At 32.3% G+C, this 24,721-nt stretch carries 22 protein-coding genes; 6 read left to right on the top strand and 16 right to left on the bottom strand.

Going from position 1 to position 24,721, the window contains the following annotated elements:
- Positions 1 to 10: 10 nt before the first annotated feature.
- The 4 genes from KA833_RS04720 to KA833_RS04705 form a co-directional block, all read right to left on the bottom strand.
- A complete protein-coding gene (locus tag KA833_RS04720; protein ID WP_046208076.1) occupies positions 11 to 808 on the bottom strand; it encodes a TerC family protein in 798 nt (265 codons plus the stop codon).
- A 363-nt stretch (positions 809 to 1,171) separates the two neighbouring features.
- Positions 1,172 to 2,734, bottom strand: coding sequence for a peptide chain release factor 3 (locus tag KA833_RS04715; protein ID WP_046208075.1), 1,563 nt, complete (start codon positions 2,732 to 2,734; stop codon positions 1,172 to 1,174).
- A 12-nt stretch (positions 2,735 to 2,746) separates the two neighbouring features.
- A complete protein-coding gene (locus KA833_RS04710) occupies positions 2,747 to 2,995 on the bottom strand; it encodes a YueH family protein (protein ID WP_261789502.1) in 249 nt (82 codons plus the stop codon).
- Positions 2,976 to 4,460, bottom strand: coding sequence for a UDP-N-acetylmuramoyl-L-alanyl-D-glutamate--L-lysine ligase (locus KA833_RS04705; RefSeq protein WP_046208351.1), 1,485 nt, complete (start codon positions 4,458 to 4,460; stop codon positions 2,976 to 2,978). Before KA833_RS04705 ends, KA833_RS04710 begins: the two co-directional genes overlap by 20 nt.
- 430 nt (positions 4,461 to 4,890) lie before the next feature.
- On the opposite strand from KA833_RS04705, the gene KA833_RS04700 reads away from it, so the two are divergent.
- Positions 4,891 to 6,066 carry a diglucosyl diacylglycerol synthase gene (locus KA833_RS04700; RefSeq protein WP_046208073.1) on the top strand — a complete coding sequence of 392 codons (1,176 nt, stop codon included), beginning with the start codon at positions 4,891 to 4,893 and terminating at the stop codon, positions 6,064 to 6,066.
- Positions 6,044 to 7,246 carry a lipoteichoic acid biosynthesis MFS flippase LtaA gene (gene ltaA, locus KA833_RS04695; RefSeq protein ID WP_064209420.1) on the top strand — a complete coding sequence of 401 codons (1,203 nt, stop codon included), beginning with the start codon at positions 6,044 to 6,046 and terminating at the stop codon, positions 7,244 to 7,246. The genes KA833_RS04700 and ltaA overlap by 23 nt, the downstream gene beginning before the upstream one ends.
- 127 nt (positions 7,247 to 7,373) lie before the next feature.
- On the opposite strand, the gene KA833_RS04690 is transcribed toward ltaA, so the two are convergent.
- The 3 genes from KA833_RS04690 to KA833_RS04680 form a co-directional block, all read right to left on the bottom strand.
- Positions 7,374 to 7,883 carry a YjcG family protein gene (locus tag KA833_RS04690; protein WP_019469079.1) on the bottom strand — a complete coding sequence of 170 codons (510 nt, stop codon included), beginning with the start codon at positions 7,881 to 7,883 and terminating at the stop codon, positions 7,374 to 7,376.
- A gap of 85 nt (positions 7,884 to 7,968) precedes the next feature.
- Positions 7,969 to 8,715: an esterase family protein gene (locus tag KA833_RS04685; protein ID WP_210128697.1), complete on the bottom strand. Its 747-nt coding sequence runs from the start codon at positions 8,713 to 8,715 to the stop codon at positions 7,969 to 7,971.
- 98 nt (positions 8,716 to 8,813) lie between these two features.
- On the bottom strand, positions 8,814 to 10,385 hold the full coding sequence (locus tag KA833_RS04680) for an alanine/glycine:cation symporter family protein (RefSeq protein ID WP_210128698.1): 1,572 nt from the start codon (positions 10,383 to 10,385) through the stop codon (positions 8,814 to 8,816).
- Positions 10,386 to 10,722: 337 nt separating this feature from the next.
- Here KA833_RS04680 and cozEa point away from each other — a divergent pair, with 337 nt between their 5' ends.
- Positions 10,723 to 11,808, top strand: a complete 1,086-nt coding sequence (gene cozEa, locus KA833_RS04675; protein WP_064209421.1) for a lipoteichoic acid biosynthesis protein CozEa — start codon at positions 10,723 to 10,725, stop codon at positions 11,806 to 11,808.
- Between the two features lie 85 nt (positions 11,809 to 11,893).
- Here the strand turns inward: cozEa and fabI are convergent, their stop codons facing one another.
- The 7 genes from fabI to KA833_RS04640 form a co-directional block, all read right to left on the bottom strand.
- Complete coding sequence (gene fabI / locus KA833_RS04670; RefSeq protein WP_046208068.1) at positions 11,894 to 12,664, bottom strand: enoyl-ACP reductase FabI; 771 nt, start codon at positions 12,662 to 12,664, stop codon at positions 11,894 to 11,896.
- Between the two features lie 303 nt (positions 12,665 to 12,967).
- Complete coding sequence (locus tag KA833_RS04665) at positions 12,968 to 14,806, bottom strand: monovalent cation:proton antiporter family protein (protein WP_046208067.1); 1,839 nt, start codon at positions 14,804 to 14,806, stop codon at positions 12,968 to 12,970.
- An 8-nt stretch (positions 14,807 to 14,814) separates the two neighbouring features.
- Positions 14,815 to 16,215: a magnesium transporter gene (mgtE, locus tag KA833_RS04660; RefSeq protein WP_103161403.1), complete on the bottom strand. Its 1,401-nt coding sequence runs from the start codon at positions 16,213 to 16,215 to the stop codon at positions 14,815 to 14,817.
- An 11-nt stretch (positions 16,216 to 16,226) separates the two neighbouring features.
- On the bottom strand, positions 16,227 to 17,081 hold the full coding sequence (locus KA833_RS04655) for an RluA family pseudouridine synthase (RefSeq protein ID WP_064209423.1): 855 nt from the start codon (positions 17,079 to 17,081) through the stop codon (positions 16,227 to 16,229).
- Entirely contained in the window at positions 17,081 to 17,890 is an 810-nt protein-coding gene (locus tag KA833_RS04650) for an NAD kinase (RefSeq protein ID WP_019469071.1), read from the bottom strand. The genes KA833_RS04655 and KA833_RS04650 overlap by 1 nt, the downstream gene beginning before the upstream one ends.
- A gap of 11 nt (positions 17,891 to 17,901) precedes the next feature.
- Positions 17,902 to 18,537 carry a GTP diphosphokinase gene (yjbM, locus tag KA833_RS04645; protein WP_046208064.1) on the bottom strand — a complete coding sequence of 212 codons (636 nt, stop codon included), beginning with the start codon at positions 18,535 to 18,537 and terminating at the stop codon, positions 17,902 to 17,904.
- A gap of 16 nt (positions 18,538 to 18,553) precedes the next feature.
- Entirely contained in the window at positions 18,554 to 18,901 is a 348-nt protein-coding gene (locus KA833_RS04640; RefSeq protein WP_046208063.1) for a UPF0738 family protein, read from the bottom strand.
- A gap of 189 nt (positions 18,902 to 19,090) precedes the next feature.
- On the opposite strand from KA833_RS04640, the gene KA833_RS04635 reads away from it, so the two are divergent.
- The 3 genes from KA833_RS04635 (at position 19,091) to yjbH (ending at position 20,939) form a co-directional block, all read left to right on the top strand.
- On the top strand, positions 19,091 to 19,675 hold the full coding sequence (locus tag KA833_RS04635) for a CYTH domain-containing protein (protein ID WP_046208062.1): 585 nt from the start codon (positions 19,091 to 19,093) through the stop codon (positions 19,673 to 19,675).
- A gap of 87 nt (positions 19,676 to 19,762) precedes the next feature.
- Positions 19,763 to 20,134 (top strand): globin domain-containing protein, encoded by a 372-nt coding sequence (locus KA833_RS04630; RefSeq protein WP_210128699.1) that lies wholly within the window; start codon positions 19,763 to 19,765, stop codon positions 20,132 to 20,134.
- A gap of 16 nt (positions 20,135 to 20,150) precedes the next feature.
- A complete protein-coding gene (gene yjbH / locus KA833_RS04625; protein ID WP_046208060.1) occupies positions 20,151 to 20,939 on the top strand; it encodes a protease adaptor protein YjbH in 789 nt (262 codons plus the stop codon).
- Positions 20,940 to 21,651: 712 nt separating this feature from the next.
- Here yjbH and pepF read toward each other — a convergent pair.
- Together pepF and KA833_RS04615 are read right to left on the bottom strand one after the other, a co-directional pair.
- Entirely contained in the window at positions 21,652 to 23,460 is a 1,809-nt protein-coding gene (gene pepF, locus KA833_RS04620; protein ID WP_064209426.1) for an oligoendopeptidase F, read from the bottom strand.
- A gap of 54 nt (positions 23,461 to 23,514) precedes the next feature.
- Positions 23,515 to 24,516, bottom strand: coding sequence for a competence protein CoiA (locus KA833_RS04615; RefSeq protein ID WP_192946120.1), 1,002 nt, complete (start codon positions 24,514 to 24,516; stop codon positions 23,515 to 23,517).
- Positions 24,517 to 24,721: the final 205 nt, after the last annotated feature.

The following is a 24,721-nucleotide window of genomic DNA, read 5'->3' as shown; positions in this document are numbered from 1 at the left end:
CTTATTTATATTATTTATGTTCTTTTTTATTATTTTTAACAGAAGTTAACCAACCAATAATCACAAGTGCAATCATAACCGTCCAGAAAATAGATTGCCATAATACACTGTGTGGGAAGTGTTCCGGTAATATTTTAATATCTGGGTGCGCTAACACCATAATAACTAATTTAATACCTACCCAGCCGACAATTGCAAAGGCAGCACCTTCTAAACCAGGATATTTATTCAATAGATTTACAAACCAAGTGGCTGCAAAACGCATGATGATTACGCCTAGCATACCACCTAAGAACATGACTGCAAACTGTCCAAGGTCCATACCACCAAAGTGTATACCAACAGTAGGTAAAGTTACTGCAATAGCAAGTGCAGCTAACATAGAGTCAATCGCAAAGGCAATATCTGCAAATTCTACTTTTAATACTGTACCCCAAAATGCTTTTGGACTTGCATGTATTTCCTCACCTGACTCATCATAATGGTGGTCATCCGTACCATCTTCTTTTTGGTGATCTTTTTCATTAAAGAATGATATGAGATTCTTAATGGACATGTATAATAGGTAAATTGCACCCAATGCTTGAATCCACCAAAAATGTGCGATAATGCTTATTAAAAATAAAGAAATAAAACGGAAAATAAATGCACCTAACAGTCCATAAAACAATGCTTTTTTACGTTGTTCTGGAGGCAAGTGTTTAACCATGACTGCCATTACGACAGCATTATCTGCTGCTAATAATCCTTCTAAAAATACCAGTACTACTAGAACCCATAAATAAGGTAAAATTAAACTCGGATCCATTTAGGACAACTCCTTTAGTTTTTTACATAAAAATAGAGACCTAAGCTAAGTAAATGCTACACACATTTTCGATCATATACACGCCTATAGTAAATTAAACTTTTAGCTTTATATATTTTGTATGTTTGTAACATTTATAAGCAAAGGTCTCACTCGACAGTATTTTTCTGCCCATTTTACCGGAAACGTTTAACGTTTCGTAATGACGACAAAATGACTATGTTAAAAAGATATATAAAACAGACATTTCACAAAAATATTACTATCTCATATATCTCTTTAAAAACAGTTGAGTTACTCCCCTCCGACTACAAAGTCATAGGTATTCTATTAATAATATAGTATTATACACAATTAATCATATTATAACAAACTGTATAATTTAATTTCTGGAAATTTTTCTTCAAACCATCTCGTTGCAAACTCATTTTCAAATAAGAAAACGTAATTATCATAAACATCTTTAACAAGAATAGAACGAGAAGAGCTCATTTTATCTTTAATATCTTCTTCATTTTCAATCCATCTTGCAATTTTTGGACCAACTGGTTCCATGATGACATCGACATTATATTCATTTTTAAGTCTATGTTCAAATACTTCAAATTGTAACTGACCTACCGCACCAATAATAATTTGATTGGTATGCAATGCTTTATAGTATTGAATTGCGCCTTCTTGAACTAATTGTTCAATTCCTTTATGGAAATGCTTCTGCTTCATGACATTTTTGGCAGAAACTTTCATAAATAATTCTGGTGTAAACTGCGGTAATTCTTGGAAACTGAATTTTTGGTTGCCACCTACTAATGTATCTCCAATTTGGTAATTACCTGTGTCATACAAACCTATGATATCTCCAGCAACTGCGTGATTAACTGTTTCTTTATCATCAGCCATAAACGAAGTCGAACGTGTTATTTTCTGTTTCTTTTTCGTTCTTTGTAAGGTAACATCCATACCTCGTTCAAAAGCGCCACTAACTACCCTCATAAAAGCAATTCTATCTCTGTGTTTGGGATCCATATTGGCTTGAATTTTGAAAATAAAGCCTGAAAAATCCGTATCGTAAGGTGTAACTTCAATATCTTCTTTCGTTTGTCGTGCACTTGGCATAGGTGCATGATCAACATAAGCATTTAAGAAATTTTCTACACCAAAGTTCGCTAATGCTGATCCAAAGAACACTGGTGTTAAATCACCATTTCTCAAAGCTTCATTATCAAATGTTTCTCCTGCTTCTTCTACCAACATTAATTCTTCGATTGCTTGTGTAAAGGCGCTATCATTTTTAATATTATGATCTTCTTCCAGTTCATAATCATCATTTAAATGTAGTACATTTTGTTCATCTCTAAATGGCTCAATCGTATGTGTATCTCGATCAATGATACCAAAGAAATTTTGTCCCATACCCACTGGCCAATTCATAGGATACGTTTCGATTTCCAGTGTAGACTCGATTTCATCTAACAATTCAAATGGCTCTTTTCCTACTCTATCTAACTTATTGATAAACGTAAAAATAGGAATACCTCTCATTTTACAAACTTTGAATAGTTTTAAAGTCTGAGGTTCAATACCTTTTGCACAGTCTATAACCATTACAGCACTATCCACTGCCATTAATGTTCGATATGTGTCTTCGGAAAAGTCTTCATGCCCTGGCGTATCTAAAATGTTGATTTTATAATGATCATAATCAAATTGCATCACTGAACTCGTTACTGAGATACCACGTTCTTGTTCAACTTTCATCCAGTCACTTGTCGCAAACTTACCGCTCTTTTTACCTTTTACGGTCCCTGCTTCTCTTATTGCCCCACCAAATAACAGTAACTTTTCTGTTAATGTGGTTTTCCCAGCATCAGGATGTGAAATAATCGCAAAAGTTTTTCTGGATTCTACTTCTTCCTTTATACTCATTTGTTCTCTCCTTTAATTCTCAAATATCGATTGACCAATATCATCAGCAATTTGTACTGCTGTTGACTCATCAAGTAACGTAAACAAGTGTATCACAAGTTCCTCCTTGATATCATCATCATTTAACGAAGTATCAATTTCTAATGACCAATTGAGGTCTGGTATTGCCATAAGTAAGACATCAGCGTCATCATTTTTATAAATATAACTACGAACTGTTACACCATTCAGACTTATAGGCTTAATTTTCAACAGGACCACCGCCAAACTTTTTATAAGCCGCTTCTAAACCGATTAAGTCATCTCGATGCGGTACTTTTACATGACCAGGCATAATTTGATAAGGCTCACGCCCTTTTGACGCCAAGACAACTGTATCACCGGGATTAGCAATTTCAATAGCATGACGAATCCCTTCCGCACGATCTTCGAATTCAACATAATTACTATGCGTTGCGCCTTTAGCAAGTTCACTTGTTAATTTTTTTGGATCATCATTTGCTGGATTGTCAGGCGTAAAAATAACATAATCCGCTCTACAAGCGACACGACCCATTTCAGGTGTTTTCCCCATATCTCTTTCTCCAGCCATTCCACACAAGAAAATCAATTTCTGTTTTGCAAAAGGTTTCACTGCATCTATAAGTTTATCCATACCATCTGCTGTGTGTGCATAATCTATAATTAAATCAATTGGTAATTTTGGGTCTAAAACTTCAAGTCGACCCTCAACTGGTTCTAAGTTTTCTACCGCTTGAATAATTTCTTCTAAAGTAGCACCTTTTGCCCAAACAGCTATCATTGCTGCCATAATATTAGAAACATTGAAAATGCCTACATATGGTGACTTCACAGGAAATGTACCTTCAGGTGTATTAAAATCAAATGTTACACCTTGTAAAGACTCATGAATATTTTCAGCCTTAAATTGTGCATGTTCTTTGATGCCATACGTAAACACCTCGTAAGGTGTAACTGAAGCTAAATATTCTGAGAATTCATCATCTTGATTTAAAACAACATATTTTTCTTTTGATAAATCTTCACCTAACTGGCTGAATAATAATGATTTGGCATGACCATAAGCTTCCATTGTACCGTGAAAGTCTAAATGATCTTGCGTTAAATTTGAAAACACGGCAACATCAAAATTAACACCACTTAAGCGTCCTAATGATAATCCGTGACTTGATACTTCTAAAGTCATAGCTTGTGCTTGTTGTTCTACAGCCTCATGAATTTTTTTCGTCAACGCAACTGTTTCAGGAGTTGTATTTGTACCTTTAGATTTTTCTTCGTTAATTTGAAAACCATTTGTACCTAAATAAGCACTACCTTTACCTAATTTTCTATATATGTGGTGTATCATTGTTGCTATAGATGTTTTGCCATTTGTCCCGGTAACACCATATGTAGTAAGTTGTTTACTTGGATAATTAAATAATACATTTACGAGTAAACTAGCAACACGCAACGTGTCAGGAACGATAACTTGCGTTACATCACCTTTCAACAGTTGTTCATGATTTACCACAATAACTTTACAGCCTTGATTCACAACATCTTGACAAAATTTATGACTATCGACGGTATAACCTTTAGAAGCAACAAATATGCTGCCTTCTTTAGCTGTACGCGAGTCCGTTGTTATATCATTCACATTCATATCTAATGTTCCAATCACTTGTTTAACTCTAATTTTTTTAAACAACTCGTTTGCATTCAACATTAACCGCTCCTTTATTTCCAATACTTCTATTATACACATTTTCAAGTGATTTTATAGAAACTAATATTGCATTTTGCCTTTTCTCTACCATTATATATTTTTTTCGTTTTTATTTAAAAACATTATAATTACCGTAAGTATAAACTAGATTTAAAATGTTAATCATATGTAATTAATTATGTAGATTTTCTTTTTTATTTGTTTAATTTCTTTTAAGATGACTTATTTTAAAAGCATGCGTGGTATGGTATAAATATAGAACAATCTAAATTTATCATGATATAATTTTTAAAAATAAGTATGAATTATTTTCTATGCGTTTGTAAAATGATATAATCTCTATTAATTATGTTTTTTCTTTCGCATGACAACAAAATGCGTTAAACTTAGCATGAGCTAAATTTATACTATTGGAGGGTGACTCAAAATGGTTACTCGTAACAAAAAAATATTGATTATTACTGGTTCTTTTGGTAACGGACATTTACAGGTTACTCAAAGCGTAGTAAACCAATTCAACGAAATGAATCTAGACAATTTAACTGTCATTGAACATGATTTATTTTTAGAAGCTCACCCAATTTTGACTTCTATATGTAAAAAGTGGTATATCAATAGCTTTAAGTACTTCAGAAATATGTACAAGTCTTTTTACTATAGTAAACCTGACCAAATAGACAAATGTTTCTACAAATATTATGGTTTGAATAAATTAATTAATTTATTACTAAAAGAAAAGCCAGATTTAATTCTACTTACCTTCCCTACGCCAGTGATGTCTGTATTAACTGAGCAATTTGATATGAATATTCCCATTGCCACAGTTATGACAGATTATAGATTACAAAAGAATTGGGTTACACCACATTCTCAACGATATTATTTGGCAACTGAGGAATTAAAAGATGAATTTGCTGAATTAGGCATTCCAAGAAATCAATTAAAGGTTACAGGCATTCCAATTTCTGATAAATTCGAACAAGATATCGACCAATCTGCATGGTTACGTCAAAATAATTTGAATCCTGACAAACCAACAATCCTTATGTCAGCAGGTGCTTTTGGTGTTTCTAAAGGATTCGATCAAATGATTAGCGATATTTTGACTAAAAGTCCACACTCGCAAGTCGTCATGGTTTGTGGTAAAAACAAAGATTTGAAGCGCACATTATCTAGCCAATTTAAAAATTATGATAACGTACTGATTTTAGGTTATACAAAACAAATGAATGAATGGATGGCTTCAAGTCAATTGATGATAACAAAACCAGGTGGCATCACTATTTCTGAAGCACTAACGCGACAAATACCAATGATTTTCTTAGATCCTGCGCCAGGACAAGAGTTAGAAAACGCGCTCTATTTTGAAGAAAAAGGTTATGGTACAATCGCTTATTCACCCGATGAAGCTATACAACAAGTAGCCTCATTAACAAATCATCCAACTTCACTAGTGGAAATGTCTGAAGCAATGAGTGAATCGCGCATTCCATATTCAACATATAAATTATGCAAAGATTTGTTAGAACTTCTAGACCATTCGACACGTTATGAAGAAGTTTATGGAAAGGTTCCTTTATATGCAAAGCTCTTCGTTAAATAATACTAACTACAATTCAAGCACAAATTTTATTATTATGTTGATTATTTTATTTTTAATGGAGTTTGCTAGAGGTATGTATGTATTGAGTTACTTAGCCTTACTTCCAACGGCAACTTCTATTGCGGTAGGTGTTACATCTATCGCTATTTCTATTCACTTTATTGCTGATGCAACAACAAACTTTGTCATTGGTTTTTTACTTAAACGCTTAGGTACTAAACTTGTTTTAACACTTGGATTTTTATTAGCTTTTGGTAGTTTGTTTTTAGTCATTTGGTTTCCTACATCACCAATCGTATTAATCACAAGTGCGATATTACTAGGTATCGCAGTGAGTCCGATTTGGGTCATTATGCTTGCAAGTGTTGATGAAAATAACCGTGGTAAACAAATGGGATATGTCTATTTCTCTTGGCTACTAGGCTTATTAGTCGGGATGGTTGGAATGAACTTAATCTTTAAATTCCACCCAACACGCTTTGCGTTTATGATGTCATTAGTCGTATTGATTGCATGGATTTTATACTATTTCGTTAAAATCAGGCTTACTAACTACAATACAAGACCTGTAAAGCAACAATTAGGACAAATTGTAAACGTGACCAAACGTCATCTCATTCTATTTCCAGGTATTTTATTACAAGGTGCTTCAATCACCGCCTTAGTCCCAATATTACCTACATATGCGACAAAAGTTGTCGGCGTTTCAACCGTAGAATATACAATAGCAATTATCATTGGTGGTATAGGTTGTGCCATTTCTATGCTATTTTTATCTAAAATTATAGATAAAAATGGAACATTATTTATGTACAGTATCATTTTTGGTGGTTTCGTCTTATACACTATAATGATATTTGCTTTATCTATTATTACAGATATTAAACTAGTCTGGGGCTTAGCATTATTTATTGGCCTAATGTATGGTATCTTATTACCTGCATGGAATACTTTTATGGCTAGTCATATCCATATGGATGAACAAGAAGAGACTTGGGGCGTGTTCAATAGTGTTCAAGGTTTCGGGTCTATGATTGGTCCACTCGTAGGTGGTTTAATTACAGAATTCTCTAAATCTGTTAATAATACATTTTATTTTTCAGCATTAGTGTTCTTATTTTTAGCAATATTTTATGGCTTGTATTTTATTAAAAATAAAAAACAACACAATCACACTTAAGTATATGAGTACGTTTCAACATACAAAAGCGTCGCTATCATTTTAGAAATTATCTAAAAATATGATAGCGACGCTTTTAAAATTTCAATATTATCATCGATTAAAATGATAATTTTATATAAAAAAATTATGCAAAATTAAAATTCTCTAATACTTTCCATTTTTCTGCACTTTCATCATAGTAAACTAAAGAAAGTTGCTCAATTGCTTCTTTATAGTCAATACCCGCTAAGTTCAATTGACCAAAAATGTCTTCGAACTCTTGACTAGTCAAGCCTTGTGCAATTGTAAAATGTGGTACAAATGGATGTTCTGGACGACCATAAAAATCACCACTATTGAATTGATTAAATAATTTTTCTAAATTGTCCGTTTTGGCAACTTTAAAATAAATTACATTTGTAATTGGCGCAAAGTTTGATGCCTTTGTCGCGTGTACTTCAATCGGTGGTATCCCCTCGATTCTTGATTTGATTGTCTCTTTGACAGCGTCAAGATCACCTTCGTTTATTTTAAAATGCTCTTTAATCGTAATGTGTGGCATAATCGTTGCATAGTGAGCATCATAACGTTTACGGTATGCATTTACTTCATCTTGAAACGCTTTTGACGGAATTAATGCTAATCCTAAAATCATTTAAATTCCTCCTTTGTTTAACATAACTACATTATATCAAATTTCACAAAAATTCGTTACTTTTAACTAAATTTCCTACAGATAATTAAAAAGAAATATTATCTGATAAAAAATATTTTAATAAATCATCTAGTAAATGTCTCCAAGATTTCCATCTATGTCCCCCGTCAAACTCTGCATAGTGATAAGTAATATCACTATTTTCGATAATCGATTTCAACTGGCGATTAGGTGTTAAAAAATCCGCTTGCTTTCCGGTCGTTGGTAAAGCAAAGTCTTTTTCTTCTAATCCAACTGTATGCCAAATCGTCAATTGTTCTTGAAATTGACATCGTTCAATTAATGTTTGTATTACCTCATCATGTTGAGGACTCAATAGACCTACTTGGCTAAAAATTCTTGGATAGGATAAGGCTGTGATCAAAGCTGCACTCCCTGCTAAACTATCACCTAAAATAACTCTGCCATTTCCTACTTTATATGTTGGGAATTGAGCGTCTATAAACGGTAAAATTTCATTCGCCATACATTTTACAGTTAGTGCTGTTTTTGCTCCTTGAGGATGAAATTCTGCTCTTCTTTTTTCAACATCTTCATAATGAAAACCCACAAAGATTGCTCTTTCTACTTCATTTGCTTCCCATAATTTTTCATACGTTCTGTGTATTCTACCAAAGCTAAAAAAATCCAAACCATCAAAACAAAAGACGACCTTGTATTTAAATAATTCTGTGAAATCTTTAGGTAAATAAATAGAAAGTGTGATGTCTCTATCTAATATGTCGCTTGAAAAATTAATTTTATTAATTCGTCCTGCTTGAAAATTGTCCATAAAATAATGCGCCCCCTCATAGTCTTAATGACATTGTATCAAGAGACGCAATATTTTAAAATAACTCCTTTTTATTTAGCAAAGTAAGATACTATTTTTTAATCGTTAATATTCTCTTTTTTAAGGCGTTCAGGATAATCTTTTAGCCAAAAAACAGCATTGGGTACTCTTTCTGGGTCTGGTTTATAAATCGCTTTTCTACCAGATCCTAAACGCTTTTTCTGCAATTCATAATCTTTCAATGCGTTTATAGCTGGTTTGTGTAATAGCCAAATCGCTATGATATTAAGCCATGCCATCATGCCTACACCTAAATCTCCCATTAACCATGCTATATCTGCCGTTTTCACTGCGCCATAAACTGTTGCTAATATCAATACAATACGAGTTATATTGATAAATATAAAGGAAGTTCTATAATTTGCAGATCTCGTTAAGTATGCAATATTGGTTTCTGCAATATAGTAATAAGCCAATATAGTAGTAAAAGCAAAGAAAAATAATGCAATTGCTATAAAGTAAGATCCGAATCCAGAGAATGATGGATCAAAATGATAACTTCCGCCTTGTAAAGCCTTATCTATACCTGCTTGCGCATACATTGCTGTACCAGAATAATCTTTATCTCCATTTGACATTTCAACAAAGATACCATTATCTTTAATCAAACTCGCTTTATCACTAGGTGTATTGCCACCATCCGTTACATTATATGTACCAGAAAGCAAGATGATTAGTGCGGTTGCAGTACAGACAAATAAAGTATCAACGTAAACTGAAAACGCTTGCACCAAACCTTGTTTTGCTGGATGTGACACCTCTGCTGCCGCGGCTGCATGTGGCCCAGTACCTTGACCAGCCTCATTTGAATAAAGACCTCTTTTGACTCCTATTTCAATCATTGCACCTACAATCCCACCAAATGCTGCTTGCATGCCAAATGCAGATTTGAAAATTAATGCAAACAATGCAGGAACCGCTTCAATATTAAGTATAATGATAATAACAGCCATTAATATATAAAACACTGCCATAAATGGTACAACTGCTGTCGCTGCATTAGCAATCCATTTGATTCCCCCAAAAATAATTAATCCGATAATGATTGCTAAAAATATGGCTACAACCCATGGATTTAATTGAAACGCATTTTTCATAGAACTGGATATAGCATTGGATTGAACACCTGGCAATAATAATCCGACTGAAATTACAGTGACAATTGCAAAGATCAATCCATATACTTTGCCCAGTTTCCCCTTTATACCATATTCAATATAAAATGCTGGTCCACCTCTATATTGTCCCTTCTCTTCTCGTTTATATATTTGTCCTAGTGTCGATTCTATAAAGGCGCTACTTGCTCCTAAAAATGCTGTAGCCCACATCCAAAATACGGCGCCTGGTCCACCAATAAATATTGCTGTCGATACACCTACAATATTACCAGTACCTACACGACCTGCTAACGATAAGGCGATTGCTTGAAAACTTGAAATACCAGTTGGTGACTTTTCCCCTTGAAACATAAGTCGAATCATTTCTTTAAAGTGTCTGACTTGGAAAAATTTCATAAATAGTGAGAACAATATACCAGTGATTAACAAACCATAAACTAATGGTTTGCTCCATACTATGTCATAAAGCCAAGTTAAAAAACCTTCTATCATAACGTATCCCCCTTGTTATACCATTAAAGAAAATGATATTTTTTAATATTATACACATATGTTATGTTCCGCGCAACGCATTATATAAGTTATTATTTTAACAATTTATATAATGTGTTATGAATTTTTTATATAAATAACATTAATATATTTAATACTTATATTATCTTATAACGTACTACTTATTATTAAGTAACAATTGTTACTTACCTGAAATTGCAGTCAACCACACGGTGCGACTAAGTACATACTTTCACAAATTTACCTTTTGTTCTATCTTTTTTTAAGATATACTGAATTATAAATTCAAATAAAGTTTTATAGGAGGAACCATTCTATGCTTAACAAAGTATGGTTTAGAACAGGTATCGCTTTATTAATCCTGTTTTTACTAATCAAATTGATTATGGAAGTACATAGTATTTTCACACCATTCATTATTATCCTTCAATCTGTGTTACTGCCATTATTATTGAGCGGCTTTTTGTTTTACATTTGTTTGCCTTTTCAAAAAATACTTGAAAAGAATCATGTGCCACGCTGGGGTAGCATTACTCTAATCTTTATAGGCTTAATCATAATTATTAGTATTGTTATTGGGGTATTAGCTCCGTTAATTGCAGAACAAATTGAAAACTTAGTAACTCAAATACCTGCATTACAACATGAAGTTCAAAACATCATTAATTTTGCTCTAGATCAAATGGAAAGATTACCTAATGATGTAACAGATCGCATTAATAAAATGGTACAATCTATCAGCGACAGTACTGCTGACATTTTATCTAACTCTTTAGGTTACTTAACATCATTTATTTCAACACTTTTCTTACTGATAATGGTTCCGTTCTTTTTAATTTATATGTTAAAAGATCATGAACGTTTTATCCCTTTCATCGCAAGACTATTTAAAGGAGACAGAAAAGTTTTCACTGTAGAATTATTGAAAGATTTAAATGAAACTGTTAAATCCTATATTCAAGGCCAAGTTACAGTAAGTATCATTCTTGGTATTATCTTATACATTGGTTATTCAATTGTAGGACTTAACTACACATTATTACTCGTTATGTTTGCATGTGTAGCAAATATGATACCGTTCTTAGGTCCTTGGATGGCATTTGCACCCGCTGCAGTCATTGCAATTATTCAAAGCCCTACAACATTTATATGGGTATGTATTATCACGCTGATTGCACAACAATTAGAAGGTAATGTGATTACACCTAACGTAATGGGTAAATCACTTAGTATTCATCCTTTAACAATTATTGTAGTGATATTAGCTGCAGGTAATCTTGGCGGTTTCGGTCTAATCTTAATAGCTGTTCCATTATATGCTGTCATTAAAACCGTTGTCAGAAACGTATTCCGTTATAGACAAGAAATTATTGCAAAAGCCAATAGTGACGTCAAAGAATGAAATAATGATATAAAACAAAAAGACTATTCGTTTCAGTTGTTGAAACGAATAGTCTTTTTATATGTTAATAATTAAAGATATTTAATTATTTAACGATATGATAACCACTGTCTACATGGATATTTTCGCCTGTAACTCCACTTGAAAAATCACTCAATAAGTAAGCTGCAGTTTTACCTACTTCTTCTTGGTCTACATTACGTTTTAATGGCGCACGTTCTTCAATTTCTTTCATGATTGTGTTAAAACCACCAACACCTTTAGCGCTAAGTGTACGAATTGGACCAGCTGAAATCGCATTGACACGGATATTATCTTCACCCAAATCTAATGCTAAATAACGTACATTTGCTTCTAAACTCGCTTTAGCTACACCCATCACATTGTAATTTTGCACAGCATACTCGCCACCTAAATAAGTAGTAGCAACAATACTACCACCCTCAGGCATGATTTTTTTTGCTTCTCTAGCAACAATTGTTAATGAATATGAACTAATGTCTTGTGCCAATAAGAAGCCATCACGAGATGTATCTGAAAAACGACCTCTTAAATCTTCCATGTTAGCAAAAGCAATCGAATGATAAACACCGTCAATGTTACCTACTTCTTCTCCAATTTTTGCAAAACCATTGATAACATCTTCGTCTTTTTGTACGTCTATTTGATACATTCTAATTGTTTGTTGATCTAACTGTTCAACAAGTTTTTCCATTTCTTTTTTACTACGTTCTTTACGATATGTAAAAACTAAATTCGCACCTAATTTGTCTAATACTTTAGCTACACCAAAACCGATACTACGTTTATTAGCAATACCCATAATGACGAATGTTTTATTTTCTAAATTTAACATGAAAATAACTCCTTTTTTAAATTTTCATTGTAAATTGGTTCGAGATGTTATAATCATACTTCCTATCACTTCGCTCGATGCCAATTCTAACAAACTTTATTTTAACATTGGTTTCATTGTTTAAACAATTCATTTTACATTCTATAAACGAATTCATCGTTTTTTGCTTTCTTTCGAGTTGAAATTTTGACCAACGCTTCATTCAATTAATCAGTACTAACAGCTTAAAGTAACTTGCATATTGTTCTTTCACTACCTATTAATACATATTTTAGGACTTCAATACTATCCCAGATATAGATGTTAATAATAAAATTCTAATTCACGTTTTAACTCATCAACATACTCTTTAGATCCCGTTACAATGACACGGTCTTTATAGCGTAATTGAGTATCACCATGTGGTACAATCGATTCATTATTTCTAATGATTCTCACAAATATGATATCCCCATCAAACGGGAAATTACGTAATTGAATTTGATCATATTTATGATTTAGCATTGCAATTTCATATAAAGATGTTTCCACATTACTTAAAAGATTAAGCATATTTGGTGTTTCTATTAAACCTTTCAAGAGTATCTTATTACTCATAAAGCCACTAAATACTTCTATACCTTCACTTTGTAAACCTTCATCACCAGTACTCGCTTCTAACCTACATATAACTCGATTTACACCATGGCTTTTGGCCATTAAAGCCACTTTTCTATTAATATCGTCATCATTTGTAGAACAAACAACAATATCTCTTTCAAATAAACCTAAGCGCTCTAATAATGGTTCTTCATAATCTGCAATTTCAATCATCGAAATTGCATCTGATAATTTACGTTTATCACTTAAATCATTTCTATAATATAACGAAACTTGATAAAGTTGTGATGTTAAATTCTGAGCAATTGGTATGGTTAATTGGTTTTTACCTATTAAACTCACTTCAATCTGTCTTGTTGCTTCATCTGGCATCGGGAACATTTTCTTAAATATAATTGGTACAAAAACACATGTAATAACTGCACTTAATATTAAAATACCTGATATTTCAGATGATATTGTTCCAAGTTTTTCAGCAATTTTTGCAGAAGCAATAACCAACGATAAAGTTGACGTTAGCAAGAAAGCTGAAGAAATTGTTGTTTTCATATCAAACCATCGACGTATATAAAATACTGGTATTAATTTAGATATTAAAAAGGCCAATATTAAAAATGGAATGATAAGTAATAATGAAGGCTCTTTTATTAACATTGGTATATTTAAATCTACACCAACCATGATAAAGAATATTGGAATAAAGAATCCGTAACCAAAGGAATCTAATTTCTCTACCATATCCTCATCAGGACCCAGTAAAGAAACAATCACGCCGGCTAAGAAAGCGCCTAGAATATTTTCTGCACCAACGCCTTCCGCCAAAGCAACTAGCATGATAATTAACGCAAATACCGCACGTATACCAATTTGTGTTGTACCATCCATCAGTTTTTGCAAGAATTGTGCTTTCTTAAATAATCCACCTAGGAAATAAAAAACAAGCGCAAATACTACTAAACTCCCTATTAACCAAAGTGATGTGCCACCTGAAGCGTGTAGTGTTCCGTACGCAGTTAATAATATCATTGTCACTAAGTCAGCTAATACTGCTACTAATAATATGAATTGTCCGATAGTTGTACGCATAATATTCATTTCTTTTAGTGTAGGTACCACAACGCCTAATGAAATTGTAGAAATAATAATAATCATTAATAAAACATCATCAATTAAACCAAACCATTTAAATGCATATGCAAATACAATTGAAATAACCATTATAAATAAAAATACAGTAAGTGCTAATTGTAAATGACCAGGTTCTTTACTTTTATCATTATCTTCCAATGCGCCTTTGTCTTTTTTAAATGCTTTAAAATCAATTTCTAAACCACTCAAAAACATTAAGAATATAAAGCCTAATGTAGATAAAATATTTAACATAGCATCACGTTCTACTATGTTTAAAAAAGAGTGCCCAATAAGAATACCCATTAATATTTCTGCTACAACAACAGGCAAGAATGTAATTCGCAATCTATTGATTAGTATCGGTGTAAGGAATGCTGCCATTACAACGACAACAAGTGATAAAAATTCCATGTAACCCCCTATAATAAGTAAGACATGAATGAAGTTGCTAATCCAAAGTAAATCAACATACTCACAATATCATTGATTGTAGTTATAAATGGACCACTAGCAACTGCAGGGTCAATTTTTAGTTTATTCATAACTAATGGAATCATTGATCCCACTAATGTACCTACTGTCATGGCAATTGTTAAACTGCTTGCCACGATCGTAGCTAAAATTGGCTGTCCATAAAGCACCATTATAATAATAAACAGCAATATAGCACAAATCAAACCACTTAAAAAACCGCTACCTGCTTCTCTCAATGCGACTTTAAAATTACTTTGTTCGTCAATTTCACCAGTTGAAATATTACGTACTGATACGGCAAGTGATTGTGTCCCAGAATTACCAGACATACCACTGATAATTGGAATAAACGCTGCCAATAATGACACTTGTGCTAAAGTATCCTCAAATGATCCAAGTATCGTGGCTGTGATCATTCCTAAAAACGTTAAAATAATTAGCCATGGCAAACGTTTCTTAGCAGTTTTAATGACTGAATCATTGGTTGCATCAACATCAGATACCCCGGCTAAACGAGAGTAGTCTTCACTCGCTTCTTCATCCATAACATCTAAGATATCATCGATTGTAATAATACCTAATAAGTGATCTTGATAATCGACAACTGGCATAGCGATAAAATCATAATCACGCATTTTCTGAGCAACATCTTCTTGGTCATCAGCAGCATTAGCACTGATCACACGTTCGCTCATTATGTCTTCTATATAAGCATCATTTTCTGCTACGATTAAATCTCTTAGTGATAAAACCCCAGCTAATTGTTTATGCTCATTCACTGCAAATATGACATAAATTGTCTCAGCATCTGGCGCTTGTTCTTTAACATGCATTAAAGCTTCTTTCACTGGCATTGTTGATTTTAAAGAAATATATTCCGTCGTCATGATACCGCCAGCAGTATCCTCTTCGTAATGTAATAATGCTTTAATTTCTTTTGCATCTTCACGGTTCATCAGTGTCAACAAGCTAACAATTTTCTGCTTAGATAATTGATTCATAATGTCTACTGCGTTATCGTATGACATATTTTCTAACACTTTGCTAGCATATGTAGCATCCATAGTATCGAACAGCGCTTCATACGCTTCTTCATCAATTTCTAATTGTTCAAAGAAATCTGCTACTTCTTCAGGGGACAATACTTCAAACATTTTTTGTCTAATATCTTCATCGCTGTCTTCAAAGTATTCACTTTGTTCATATGTGTGCATCGCTAAGAATTCTTCTCTAAATTCACCAATATGATTTTCATGCAGTAATTTATCTAGCATTTCTTGATCATATACTTGCTCATCTTCTAAAACGATTTGGTCTTTTTCATTTGCCAAAAGTCCCACCTCCATAGTTACTCAAATTATATCATATTAAATATGTTTTCTATTGCATCATATTTATCTTGTATTTCAATCTTTTGATCATAGATTGGATGTATAAAAGATATTTTAAAACATCGTAACAACTGATGTTTAAAATACGAATGTTCTCCTCCATATAAATCATCACCCACAATAGGATGTCCTATATGCTGAAGATGGACGCGAATTTGATGTGTCCGGCCTGTTAATAAAGTAACTTCACATAAACTGTAATTATTTTTATGGTCTAAGCATCTATATTTTGTTTTTGCTTGTTTACCATTTGAATTGACTTGTCTTGTAATAATACTAGCAGGATCTCTAGCAATAGGTGCATCTATGATTCCTTGTGATTGCAATTCACCATAGCATACGCATAAATAGGTTTTATCAATGTGTATGTTTGACATCAGATGATGTAAAAAACCATGTTTAGCAATCACAACAATACCTGAAGTATTTCGGTCAATCCTAGTGACAATATGCGGTACGATGTTTTGTCCTGATTGTTTAAAATAACCTAGAACTTGTTCAGCTAAACTAAAATGTTTATGTTCTCTTGATGGTGCGCAGTTTTGAAAAGCTTTTTTAGAAACGATTAATAAGTATGCATCTTCATATAAAATATTTAAAGACTTATTGAATGGGATTAAATTATTACTAGCTGTCTCGTAACCTAAATGTACCTCCACTATATCGCCGTTCTGTAATTGCTTACGTACAGTTTCTGCTTGTCCATTAACAATTAAAGCGCCATTATGCTTAATGGCGCTAATTGTATTCTTAGAATACCCTTGCTCCTGTAAAAAAGTTCTTAGCATTTGAGGGTCTCTAATCATATACGTAAATTGCATTATTCATCGTCTCCACTTGAAATAAAGGAATCATGTACTCTTTTCCAAAATGGAAATGGTCTAAACCTAGCAAATCTAATTTTTTCATTTGCCACTCTAAATTGAATTGCATTAACATTTTTATGTTTTATGCTGACGTGATCTATGGTTGTTAAAATCTTATCATGATTCACTGGTGTAATCAGACATGTATGATGTTTGGGCAATACTAATGGTGACCCAACCGTTCTGAATACTCTATTATTAATAGAAGCGATTTCGGCGATTTGCATCGCTTCCAAAGAAGGATGTATTAACGCACCACCCAACGCCTTATTATATGCAGTAGAACCTGATGGTGTTGACACACACAGTCCATCTCCTCTAAAGCGTTCAAATTGGTTTCCTCTAATATTCACATCCACAACAAGTGTAGAACCATTTTCAGTTTTCATCGTCGCCTCATTTAATGCTAAGTATCTCGTCTCATATCCATTATCGTTATAACGCACTATAATTTCTAATAGTGGATATTCTATAACTTGGAATTCTGAATTATTAATTTCAATAATCAATTTCTCTACTTCATGTGGCAACCAATCTGCATAGAACCCTAAATGTCCAGTATGTATCCCTACAAATGCGCACCTCGATAACATGTGACTATACTGATGGAAAGCCTGTAATAAAGTACCATCTCCACCAACTGATATGACTATTTCAGGATTTTCCGTATCTTCAACCATTTCAAAATCTTTCATGTGATTAATCATCTTATGTTTTAAAGCGTTCGACTTAGAATCACCTTTAGATAAAATTGTATAGCGCATGATTGCACCTCCTAGTCATTATCATGCTTTTTAGCACGTTTTTTGGAATAGTATTTTTGAGCTTCTTGAATTTCCTCTTTAATTTCTGACATTTCTTCATCAAGTAAAAACGCTGCTTCAGCCGCACGTTCTAGTCGGTGCTGAATTTCTGGCGGATAATCTCCATCATATTTATACCGCAAAGTATGCTCGATTGTTGCCCAAAAATTCATGGCTAATGTTCTGATTTGAATTTCTGCTAAAATTGACTTTTCACCTTTAAGTGTTTCGATTGGATATTCAATAATTACATGATATGAACGATATCCACTTTGTTTTGTATTACTAATATAATCGCGTTCTTCTACTACTTTGAAATCTTGACGTTGTCTCAAGAGATTGACCACAATATCGATATCATCGACGAATTGACACATTAATCTCAAACCTGCTATATCATACATTTCTTCATGTAATCGATCAAATGAGATTTGTCTTTTATTTGCTTTATCAATAATGCTAGTCATAGGTTTAACACGACCCGTCACAAATTCAATCGGTGAAGCATTATCTTCTACATCATATTGTTTTCTAAGCCCTTTTAATTTTACTTTTAATTCATCAACTGCTTGTCTATATGGAGATAAAAACTGATCCCATTGATTCATTGTGCTTCACTCCGCTTCACTCTAATTCGAAAGTATCTTCCACAACAGAAACAAACTCCTTACCATAGTTTGAATTACCTTGAATATTTTCTAATATATAATTAAATTCTCTATCGAATTGTTTTAGTTCTAAATGATCATTAACGATAATCTTTTTATTTTTATTTTCATGTAGCATCGACCAAGTTTCTTGAACAAAAATCAAATATGAATACGACTGGCCGTCATCTAAGATATATGCAAAGCTATAATTATCACTATCAACAAGCATTTGTCCTGCTTCTTGTAAGCCTTCTGTAGATTGTTCTGTATAACACTTTAAACTATCTTCTGTTACTTTAATTTCATTCACATAAATACGCATGCTTGTTCCTCCTTATTCTTCATTATTTTAACATAATTAAGACGTACATAACACGTTACATGACTATTATTATGTCATCAATTGACTTAACGTAAATATAATAATTTTCAGCGTATAATGCAATCTAATTTAAATTAACTTACAAGTCCTTTAAAATGAATTATCATATATTTTTAAGGAGTGTAACGCGTGGCAACTAATAATGAAATTGAATTTAAACAGTTATTGTCTGAAGACGATTATCAAGCTATATACAACACCTATTTTTTAAATATCAAACCATTTAGTCAAACTAATTATTACATCGACACATTAAATTTCGATTTAAAATCTCATCAATCAGCTTTGAGAATTCGCGTTAAAGATGATGCATACGAAATGACGTTAAAAGTACCAGCTGAAATTGGTTTGATGGAGTATAATTTCGATACAATCGTTGAACCAAAACTAAACAAGCACATCAAAAGTCAGGATCTGCCCCAAGATATTTTAAACCAACTCCTAAAAATGGACGTAGATATTGATGCATTAATCGTATTAGGAGACCTAACTACCGAACGTATAGAAAAAGAAATTAACGGAAATCTACTTGTTTTAGATAAAAATTATTACTTGGATTTCCAGGACTTTGAACTTGAATATGAAGTAAATGATTATAATGAAGGATTAGTTCAATTTAAATCGATTCTTAATCAATTTAATATCAATCATGAAATTCCAAACAATAAAGTCCAAAGATTTTTCAATCGCAAACGTAAATTAAACAACAGTTAATTGCGCACAATATTAAGAAGTCGAATTACTTCCAAATGTAAAAATTCATGTTATATTAGTATTATATTAATAGGATATGGTGATACTATGACTCAAACAGTTTACGAGGTTATCGGACAAGACGCCTTATTTAAAATGATTGACCATTTTTATGATATGGTTAAACGTGATGATAGAATCAATCATTTGTTTCCTGGAGATTTTGAAGAAACAAGCAGAAAACAAAAACAATTCTTAACACAATTTTTAGGCGGACCTCAACTGTATACAGAAGAACATGGTCATCCTATGTTAAAAAAAAGACACTTGGAATTTGTAATAACAACATACGAACGTGACGCATGGCTTGAAAATATGTATAAAGCTATTCAACAAGCAGATTTTTCTGCAGGCGTCGGGGATTATTTATATGAACGATTACGTTTAACAGCGAATCACATGGTTAATTCCGAAAATTAATTGTAGGTGAAAAAACATGGCTGAAGAATTAAAATTGATAAATGCTAATAGTCGTGAAGATGCAAATCTTTCACCTTTGAGTAAGATTGAAATTTATTCCTTTTTCGATCCATTCAGTAAAGAGTGCTTTAAATTGTCTGCGATACTTTCAAAATTACGACTTGAGTATAAACAATATATAAGTATTAGACATATTTTAAACCCTTCTTTACGTGTATTAACAAAATGCCAAGCACAAAGTACATCAAATTTAGATAATATTGCACTTGCCTATAAGGCCGCCGAACTCCAAGGTCGATTACGGGCGGAGCGTTTTATCCATCTTGTTCAAAATGAGATAATACCAAAACGAGATATTATCACTGAAGAGATGGTCAATAATTGTATAAGTAATGCTGGCCTTGATTATGAAGTCTTTAAAGAAGACTTACATAAAAGTGCTTTAAGGGAAAGCTTACAAGTTGACTTGCATATCGCTCGAGAAATGGAAATTGAAGAAGCACCCTCTCTTGTATTCTTTAATGAAGATATTCATGAAGAAGGTTTAAAAGTCGAAGGCTTGTACCCTTATCACATATATACGTACATCATAAACGAACTGATTGGTTCACCGATTGAAAAAGAACTCCCACCAAGTTTGGAAACTTACATCTATCAACAACAATTAGTAACCAAAGAAGAATTACTGACTATTTATGAATGGCCTGAAAAATTATTGAATAAAGAGCTGAAAAAATTAGCATTACAGCAAAAAATAGAAAAACTTAGCTCACCAGAAGGTAAATTTTGGAAGTCAAAAGTTTGAAATATTAATTTTGTTCATATCTATATCAATATACTGCACCATAAAACGTAGTATATTTTATGGTTAAAAACTTGTGACATACAACATGCTTACTTTCCGAATCAAAAGCTAAAAGCATAAGTCAAAATAAAATGACTTTAAAAGATTTTATATAGGTTAATGATTTATCTAGAAAATGTTTCATAAACTTATAAAAGTTAAATAAACATTTTGAATATACGCTAATATCATAGTAGATAGAATTACAAAATTTCATAAAAGTAAAGAAATGCCAACTTCTATATGAGTATTAAAGAAGTTGGCATTTTTATTTATCATTCCTAGTTATGATCACTCAATCACTTTTTTGTATAATATATACTTGCAATTACTTGCTTAGTAGTTGCTAATTGTTAATCATTATTTTCAATATACATTCATGTTTTATATAAAATTCCAGTCAAAATATATGCTGAAATATCTGAATAGTTATTCAATTTCTTATACATATAAAAGTCTTTAAAAATGAACATAAAAAAAACGCCGTGTCTGATTACACGGCGCTAAACAAAGGGGATGGGAGAAATTTTTCACTTCAAACAAAGGGGTATGTTTGTTATGTGATTAATTTCATGTATATAATATAACACGGTGTTATATACCTTTCAACCTTTAAAATTAAATAAATCTCCTTTGTCACAAACTTGTCATATTGTAAACGAATACATTCATACTAAGCTTTCATTAACTTTTCAAAAGCGTCTAATTTTTGTTCGAACACTTGGCAAGCTTGTTCAATTGGTTCTGGAGTTGTCATATCTACACCTGCATTTTTTAAGATTTCAATAGGATAATTTGAACTACCTTTTTTCAAGAATTCATTGATATATCGCTCAACAGCAGGTTTACCTTCTGTTAAAATTTGATGACTTAAACTTTGAGCTGCACTGTATCCGGTTGCATATTGATACACATAATAATTCATATAAAAGTGTGGTATTCTAGACCATTCTTTACTAATATTTTCATCTGTTTCAACAGAATCTCCAAAATATTTTCTGTTGAGCGCTGCGTATTCTTCATTCATACGGTTAGCTGTTAATGGTTCTCCTGCTTCTTCTATTTGATGGATTTTATGTTCAAACTCTGCGAACATTGTTTGTCTAAATAGTGTTGCACGGAAACGTTCAAGTTCTTGGTTTAATAGTAATAATCTGCGCTTGTCATCTAAATGTTTATCCATATAATCACTTAATAGTGCTTCATTACAAGTCGATGCAACTTCTGCAACGAAAATAGTGTAATCACTTAAATTAGATGGTTGATTTTGACGACTAAAGTAGCTATGTGCTGAATGACCAAATTCATGTACTAAAGTATACAAATCAGAAACAGTATTTGACCAATTTAGTAAAATAAACGGATTTGTTAAGTGTGCACCTGATGAATAACCTCCAGAACGTTTACCTTTATTTTCAAAGACATCTACCCATCGATGATTCAATCCTTCTTCTACAACTTTCATATATTCTTCACCCATAGGTTGTAATGCTTTCAACATCCAATCTTTAGCCTCTTCGTACGGCATTTCAAATTTAATATCTTTAACAAGTGGTGTGTAAACATCATACATTTTCATGTCATCTAAGCCCAATAGTTCTTTGCGCAATTTAGTATAGCGATGAAGTAAAGGTAAGTATTTATGAACTGTTTTCACTAAATTATCATATACAGCTTCTGGAATGTGATTATTACTTAACGCTGCTTCTCTTGCTGTTTTATAGTTATGTGTTCTAGCGTTAAAAACATTTTTCTTAACTTCTCCAGCGAGCGTCGCACTTAGTGTATTATTATAAGCACCGTATGCTTTATATAAATTTTCATAAGCAGATTGACGTAATACGCGATCATCTGATTCCAGACATTTAATGAATGTTCCTTGTGTTAATGAATGTCGTTGGCCTTCACTATCTATCGCATCTTCAAATTCTAAATCCGCATTACTAAACATGCCATACACATTGTCAGGTGTAGACAATGCATCTTGTGCTTCAGTTAGTAATCTTTCTTTATCTGCACTCAATACATGCGGTCTTTTTTCATTAATTAATTTTAAATCAAATTTGTAACGTTCCAAATCATCATTTTCATCAATAAATTTTTGTATCGTTGCTTCATCTATTTGTAGAATTTCTGGCACTAAGAAACTCCATGCTGAGCTGAATTTTATAATTAATTGATGTGCTCTAGATTCATAACCTGTGTATTTATCATTCGCTGTATCTTGATCTTGTTTTAAATGTGCATATACATATACTTTTTCTAACTTAGAACCTAATTCATCTTCTAGTGCTAATGCATTATATAGTGTAGATGAGCTATCAGCTAAGTGACCGACATATTGTTGTTCTTTGCCGATATTATTTTCTACTTCTTTAAATGCATCTTCAAAAGCATTGTCAGATTCAAAAATGGTAGATAAATCCCAAGTATATTCTGGATATTTACGTTCTTGCTCTTCTCTTGTTAATTGTTGTGTCATAATATCTAGTAAACCTCCTATAAAGTCTATTAGTATAATTTTCTCATGTCATGATTATTTTTGCACGCTATAACACCCATGATTATGATAGAATTGTTTGAACTTTTGAACAACGCTATGGGTTATTTGCGTTTTATCTATTTCAACATTATAAAAATGATTTAATTCTATCAGTTGTTTAAATCGTGTCATGTTAAAAGTGTGTGTACGCCACAAATATATAAGTTGTAATTGCCAATACACAGGATGTGACTTAATATAAATTTGTTCTGGGTAAATTATACCTATATATTTATTTACCCATGCATCCGTTAATTTTAAATTATACATCACACTTAAACTTGGTTCTAAAACTGAGTGTGTTTTACGGCAGTTTCTCAAATAAGTGCTTATAGCAATTTTGGATAATTTTAAGGGCTGTGTTGGCGCATGATAAACACGCTCTATTTGAATTTGATTAATTAATTGTGCAAATGTCATACAATGCCTTTTGGCAATAAATTGTTGCCCTCCTAAAAAATTAATCACTTTATAACCAAAAAGAATTTTATGTGTTGTATCCCACGATAATAATAATCTATTATGAATGTTAATAAAATTTCTTTCGTATTTTGATAAATACAAAACACTATTACTTTTATTATATTTAACTTTTTTTGTTATCCAATACACTTTATACCCAGCATTTTGTAAAGTTTTACTGCGTTTTGAAATACATGCTGTCGTTACTTTTGAAAATTGTATTTCTAATACAATTTCATCATCAATGATTAAATCAGGATATTGGTAACTTTGTGGTACATAAGGTTCGATGTTAACTTTGTGATTTAAGCCTTTTAACTCACGAGCAATATGGTATTTTAAATTAAAATGTTCTTGTGATTCATTTTTATGACAGTATGAACGATTATTACGGATATGCGCAAAATGAGGTGTATTGTATGTTCCTTTTTTTAATATCACTTTGCATTTACAAAATGGGCAACGATAATGCTTATTTTTTATCGCATCTTTTGCCCAAACGGCCTGATTTCGATTATTGTTCGCGTATAACATTTCTTCACCTCATTTAATTACACGTGAGAAGCCAACAAATTACTATACTTTATTTAGAAATCACCTTGTTATTACATAAAGAATCTGAGACATAAATCCTAGAATCAAAACCACCCGTATAACGGGTGATTTGTTCTTCGGCTATAAGCCTTTGTTACTGACCAGCCCTGATAAGGGCTCTGAAAAGATCAGCCATATGTACTAC

It is taken from the genome of Staphylococcus sp. GDY8P67P (assembly GCF_017892545.1).
Classification (GTDB): domain Bacteria; phylum Bacillota; class Bacilli; order Staphylococcales; family Staphylococcaceae; genus Staphylococcus; species Staphylococcus ureilyticus.
The sequence above is the reverse complement of the archived record's forward strand: the minus strand, read 5'-3'. Positions and strand labels throughout refer to the sequence as shown.